Annotated in this window: 2 protein-coding genes; both read left to right on the top strand. The window is 45.0% G+C overall.

Annotated elements, in window-relative coordinates:
- The coding region (locus HMPREF2917_RS08490) for a MucBP domain-containing protein (RefSeq protein ID WP_070590212.1) at positions 1–1,572 on the top strand (1,572 nt) is incomplete at its 5' end.
- Between the two features lie 181 nt (positions 1,573–1,753).
- A partial coding sequence (locus HMPREF2917_RS08485; protein ID WP_141751550.1) for an accessory Sec-dependent serine-rich glycoprotein adhesin occupies positions 1,754–6,220 on the top strand: 4,467 nt, incomplete at its 3' end.

Below are 6,220 nucleotides of genomic sequence, written 5' to 3'. Positions count from 1 at the left end.
TATAACACAACTGAGGAAGGTGAAAAACCTAACACAATCAAGACTCCAGATGGTAAGACATACAAGATCGTACCAAAAGGTGATTACCCAGTAGGTAAAGTTGACGGTGACGGACACCTTCAATCATCTGATCCAATTAAAGGTAAAGTTGATAAACCTAAATCAACTATCACTTACGTTTATAAAGAAGTGAAGGGTAACGTATACGTTCACTATGTTGACGTCAATGGTAACAAGATCAAAGAATCAGTAACTGACGAAAAAGATCAACCAGTTGATAAGGACTACGATACAGTAGTAGACAACCGTCCAAGCACGATCGAGTTCCAAGGTAAGACATACGAATTGGTACCAGCTGGTAACTACCCAGTAGGTAAAGTCGACGATCAAGGTCACTGGACAGGTGATGATGCTACAACTGGTAAAGTTGCTGAAGAAGATACGAACGTAACATATGTCTACCAATTGAAAGAAGATCCAACGAAACCTAAAGAAGGTGACGTCATCATCACTTACGTAGACGAAAATGGTAAAGAAATTCAAAAACCTCGTCAAGACACACCAAACTCACCATATGACACACCATATAACACAACTGAGGAAGGTGAAAAACCTAATACTATCAAGACTCCAGACGGTAAGACTTACAAGATCGTACCGAAAGGTGACTACCCAGTAGGTAAAGTTGATGGCGATGGACACTTACAATCATCTGATCCAATTAAAGGTAAAGTTGATAAACCACGTTCAATCATCACTTACGTTTACAAAGAAGTGAAGGAAGAACCAACTCAACCTAAGGGTAGCGTATACGTACACTACAAAGATACTGAAGGTAACACCATTAAAGAATCAGTAACAGATGAGTTAGACCAACCAGTAGGTAAAGACTACAACACTGTTGAAGACAACCGTCCACAATACATTAGATTCGAAGGTAAAACTTACGAAATCGTACCAGTCGGAAACTACACAGTTGGTAAAGTAGATACTCAAGGTCACCTTGAATCAACAGACCCAACAACTGGTAAAGTGGTTGAAGGACGTAAAGACGTTACTTACATCTACAAACTTAAAGAACAACCAACTCAACCGAAGGGTAATGTCTACGTTCACTATGTAGATGAAAATGGTAACACAATCAAGACTTCAGTGGTGGATGAAAAAGACCAACCAGTAGGTAAAGACTACGATACAGTTGTGGATAACCGTCCTAAGACAATCACAACTGCAGATGGTAAAGTCTATGAATTGGTACCACAAGGTAACTACCCAGTAGGTAACGTTGACGGTGAAGGTCACTTGACAACAACTGACCCAACAACTGGTAAAGTTATCGAAGGTGATAAGAACGTTACTTATGTTTACAAACTTGTGAAGACTCCAAACGTTCCAACACCTAATACACCAGTGAACCCAGTTCCTGAGCAACCAGCTAAACCAGCTCCAGCTCTTGAACAACTTCCAAATACTGGTGAAACAGGATCTGTAGCTTCAGCTCTTCTTGGAGCAGTTGCAGGGGTTGCAGGGGTTGCAGCACTTGGAAGCCGCAAAAAAGAAGATGAAAAATAATCTTCTACCCTAATTTGATTCGGTCATTTCAGGTATGTGGGAAATGAAAAAGGATCCAAAAAGAGAACCTCCGGGTTCTCTTTTTGTGTGCTGTTTTTTATGTTAAAAACTAGTCTTAATTAGTTACTTTTGCGGAAAATTAGTGTATAATAACTCGAAATCTTATTTTTAAGGAGCGGACATGTTTTTCAAACGTTCGAAGGGTGATTTTCGCGAAACGGAGCGAATCACGCGTTATAAATTAATCAAATCAGGAAAGAATTGGGTACGGGCATCTGTCTCGCGGTTAGGCCTATTTCGTGTCATGCGAGGTGGTGTAGATGAAAATATCGTGGTTCAATATGAAGCATCATCACACTCTATGCCTGCAGATCTGGTCAAAGGGATGGTTGTGCTAGGGGCGCTGGCTGGGGCGACAACGGTTGCCAATCCAGTATTTGCTGAGGAAAATGAAATGAATGCGACTGTTGGGTCTGAAATCAGCCCATCGACCGGTGTGGTTGGACAAGATAGCTTTGTCTTGGGAACGACGTCTACCACAGACTCTGTGTCAGCGAATCACTCCATGAGTGAATCCATCTCATTTTCAGAGTCAGCTAGTGAAAGCGTCTCTCTATCTCAATCGGTATCTTTGAGTGAATCTCATGTTATCAGTGCTTCAGCGAGTCCGTCCACTTCAGAAATTGCTAGTAGCACTTTCTCAGAGAATGATACTATTCATGTAGCTACTTCTGAAACGAGTGAGAAAGTAGCAGAGGCTCAAAACAATCGCTCGGAAGACCAGGTGAAGCGTCTGCAAGTTTTGGCTTTGGATTTATACACCTATCGTGCGCAGGCTTTGGAAATCCCTGGGACGGAATCTGCTATTGAAAGTGGAGATCTGGCTTTAGAAGCTATTCGTACTGGTTTGTCCAATCCCGCAATTCAAATCGATGCTGTAGAAAGTCAAGCAAAGAGTGCTCGCAATCGCTTGGCCAATGCGGTGCTTCGTGCGACATCTGGCCAACGGGATCCACGTAACGGGAATCGTATAGATGCTGATACCAGTCTCCGTGCACCCCAGTATAATTTAGGGCCAGCCAACAATGCCTTGATTTCTGTTTATAACTCTGATTACATTAATCAGGCTTATAATGTTGTGGAAACCATTCCTACACGAAATAGTATTAAGAGCATTGGCTACGCTTCTGGTAGTGATCGTGTGAATGGCATCAATGTGCCTCAGACGTCGGCCTTGAAAAATAGTGCAGTGGCCTTTAATATCATGGGAACTGTTGGGCAGACAGAGGTCGTAACGCCTGGGAAAATTTATAATGTTTCTTTTGTAGTGACCAATACGGCTAGGCAGTCAGTGACACGAACGCTACGCATTCAGGTTTTGCCGCAAAATGATGGCATTCGTAATCCGATTACGGCTGTGACGACAGCGACTTTTGTCAATGATACTACTAACTTGGCCCAGGCTGAAAAAGAGAAGATTTGGGAAGCGTTTAAGACTGCTAACCCCAATATTGCCACTTCAAAAGACTTCAAGGAATACTCGGTATCAGAAGCAGGTGTGGTGACCATTACCTATAAAGATAACACTACAAATGATGTGACGGCTCCAGTGAAGCGACTTGCAGCACCAACGGTGGAGTCACGCTTGCTGGAGAAAGCCTACACCCAAACGCCTGTAACAGTGACCGGTGCTGAGCCTGGATCGACCGTTGTCTTGTATAATAATGATGATGAAATCGGAACAGCGGTAGCGGATGCTTCTGGACAAGCGATCGTAACACCGAATGCTCCCTTGCAAACGGGTGGAGTAACAGCTAAGACTCGCATTCTGTATGGTGATCATGCAGTTTATTCCGATGCCAGTAATATGGTTGCTGTAACAGATGCCACACGTCCTGAAGTGACGGCTAAGTTGACCGTCAATGGTGTGGAACCGAAATCAACCCCTCTTGAAGGTGGTGGGAAGAATTATACTATTTACGCTGGTGATGATGCGGTTGTGACCTTTACAGCTACTGATGACAGTGGCAAGTTGAAAGAAATGAAAGTCGTTGCACGAGCGGATCTGAACGACAATGCTTTGAACGGGAATTTCTTTGGTAGTAGCCAGTATGGGACAGGTGATATTGCTCCTATCACGGGCGATATTACGGCTACCAGTGCGAACCCTGCAACCATCACAACGACTATTCATTTGAAGGATGATCTTTACCATACCTACCGAAATACATGGCAACGCAACGTCGCGGCTATTGACAATGCCTCCAATATGAACCGTCCAAATGGTTTGGGTGAGATTCGGATTACTCAAGGGCGTCTCGCTGATCGTACGCCAGGTGTGGCGCCGACAAGCACTATTCAGGTGACGAGTCTAACTGCATTGACAGATGCAGATAAGAGCAAGGTGATTGCAGCTGTATCGGCTGTTAATCCAGAGGTGGCCAACCGGATTAAATCCTATACGGTTAATAGCGATGGTACAGTCACCATTACTTATAAAGATAGTACGACCAATGTTGTAGCGGTAAAACTGTCAGATAGCGATCACAGTCAGTCTGTATCAAACAGTCAGAGTGCATCTGCGAAGACTTCGCAATCGATCAGTCAGTCTTTAAGTGCGAAGCAATCACAGAGCGTATCGACTCAGCAGAGCGTTTCATTGAGCCAGTCACTGAGCTCGGTTCGCTCACAAAGTTTGTCAGCTTCACTAAGCCAATCAGCATCGGCAAGCGCATCCGCTCAAGCAAATCTATCTCGCAGTCAATCGTTGAGCAAGGAGATTTCTCAATCTCAATCCGCTTCAACGAGTCAATCTGTATCGACAAGAAAATCTGAATCTGTGAAGGTTTCGGAGTCAGCTTCTGCAAGTGTCAGTGCCTTGCAGTCTGCTTCGGTATCAGCAAGTGTATCCAAAGTGGTTAGCCAGTCTATCTCAAGCTCGACATCCGCTTCAACGAGCGCCTCTGTTTCAGTGAGTCAGTCAGTTTCAGCATCGCTTTCACAGTCGGTATCAGCGTCACTAAGTCAATCGACTCGCGAGTCGGCTTCAAAATCAGTGAGTCAATCGCAGTCGGAGTCTGCATCAGTATCTTTGAGTGAGTCCGCTAGAAAATCAGCATCGTTGAGCACTTCCGTATTAGAGAGTCAATCAACCTCTACTTCGGTGTCGGTTTCAACGTCTGAGTCGGTGTCGACTTCCAAATCAGTATCGACTTCCGAGTCTGTTTCTGTATCTGAATCAGTATCAGCCTCTGAGTCAGTTTCAGCCTCAGAATCAGCATCAACCTCTGAATCAGTTTCAACGTCAGAATCAGTGTCAGCGTCCGAGTCAGCATCTACATCAGAATCAGTATCAACATCCGAATCGGTTTCTACATCTGAGTCAGTTTCAGCCTCAGAATCAGTGTCTGCTTCTGAATCGGCATCAACATCGGAGTCAGTCTCAGCGTCTGAATCTGTGTCAGTGTCCGAGTCAGCGTCAGAATCAATCTCAACCTCAGAGTCGGTTTCAACGTCAGAATCAGTATCAACGTCTGAGTCGGCATCGACGTCTGAGTCAGCGTCAACCTCAGAATCAGTCTCGACCTCTGAGTCAGTTTCAGTCTCTGAATCTGTATCTACGTCTGAGTCAATTTCAACCTCAGAGTTGGCATCTACCTCTGAGTCAGTTTCTGTATCTGAATCAGTCTCAACGTCTGAGTCAATCTCGACCTCTGAATCATTGTCAGCATCGTTGAGCACCTCAGTATCTGAAAGTCAGTCAGTCTCTGCTTCAGTGTCAGTTTCGACTTCAGAGTCGGTTTCAATGTCAGAATCAGCCTCTGCGTCCGAGTCAGCGTCAACTTCTGAATCAGCATCAACCTCTGAGTCAGCATCAGATTCCGAGTCAGTCTCAGCGTCGGAATCAGTGTCAACGTCAGAATCAGTGTCTACATCTGAGTCAGTCTCGACGTCTGAGTTGGTATCTACATCTGAGTCAGTGTCAACATCCGAATCAGCTTCTGCGTCTGAGTCAGTGTCAACTTCTGAATCAGCCTCTGCTTCTGAATCAGTCTCGACCTCTGAGTCAGTCTCGACGTCTGAGTCAGCGTTAACCTCAGAATCGGTGTCTACCTCAGAATCGGTGTCTAAGTCCGAGTCAGCATCAACCTCTGAATCAGTATCTACGTCTGAGTCGGTGTCAACATCCGAATCAGCCTCAACCTCTGAGTCAGTATCAGCATCCGAATCAGTTTCAATATCCGAGTCGGTTTCTGCATCCGAGTCTGTCTCAACATCCGAGTCAATTTCAGCCTCTGAGTCGGTTTCAACATCCAAATCAGTGTCGACCTCAGAATCGGCATCTGCATCTGCATCTGCATCAGAATCAGTGTCAACATCCGAATCAGTCTCAACGTCCGAGTCAGTTTCAACGTCTGAATCAGTATCGGCTTCAGAGTCAGTTTCAACGTCCGAATCGGCATCTACATCAGAATCAGTTTCTGCATCTGAGTCAGCGTCAGCCTCTGAATCAGCGTCAGCCTCTGAGTTAGTTTCAGCCTCTGAGTCGGTCTCAACGTCCGAATCAACATCAGCATCCGAATCGGTTTCAACCTCAGAATCAGTTTCTACATCTGAGTCGGTTTCTGCATCCGAGTCTGTCTCAACC

Origin of the sequence: Streptococcus sp. HMSC061E03, assembly GCF_001813505.1 — a bacterium.
GTDB lineage: Bacteria > Bacillota > Bacilli > Lactobacillales > Streptococcaceae > Streptococcus.
This window is presented reverse-complemented; position numbering and strand designations above follow the sequence as displayed.